1 protein-coding gene is annotated in these 715 nt (G+C 50.3%); it reads left to right on the forward strand.

Annotation, left to right across the window (positions count from 1 at the left end; translation table 11 throughout):
• A partial coding sequence (locus J655_RS25270) for a hypothetical protein (protein ID WP_032053466.1) occupies nucleotides 1–715 on the forward strand: 715 nt, incomplete at both ends.

The following is a 715-nucleotide window of genomic DNA, read 5'->3' on the forward strand; positions in this document are numbered from 1 at the left end:
TGATTCTGACAGTGACTCAGACTCTGATTCCGACAGCGACTCTGATTCCGACAGTGACTCAGACTCTGACAGCGACAGCGACAGCGATTCTGACTCTGACAGCGATTCTGATTCTGACAGCGATTCTGATTCTGACAGCGACTCTGATTCTGATAGCGATTCTGACTCTGACAGCGATTCTGACAGTGACTCAGACTCTGACAGTGACTCGGATTCTGACTCTGACAGCGACTCTGATTCTGACTCTGACAGCGACTCTGATTCCGACAGTGACTCAGACTCTGATAGCGACAGCGATTCTGACTCTGACAGCGACTCTGATTCTGATAGCGACTCTGACTCTGACAGCGATTCTGACAGTGACTCAGACTCTGACAGTGACTCGGATTCTGACAGCGATTCTGACTCTGACAGTGACTCGGATTCTGACAGCGACTCTGACTCTGACAGCGACTCTGACAGCGACTCAGACTCTGATAGCGACAGCGATTCTGACTCTGACAGCGACTCAGACTCTGATAGCGACAGCGATTCTGACTCTGACAGCGACTCTGATTCTGATAGCGACTCTGACTCTGACAGCGATTCTGACAGTGACAGTGACTCTGATTCCGACAGCGACTCAGACTCTGACAGCGATTCTGACTCTGACAGCGATTCTGATTCTGACAGCGACTCTGATTCTGATAGCGATTCTGACTCTGACAGCGATTCT

The organism is Acinetobacter sp. 1294243 (genome assembly GCF_000588015.1).
Taxonomy (GTDB): domain Bacteria; phylum Pseudomonadota; class Gammaproteobacteria; order Pseudomonadales; family Moraxellaceae; genus Acinetobacter; species Acinetobacter pittii.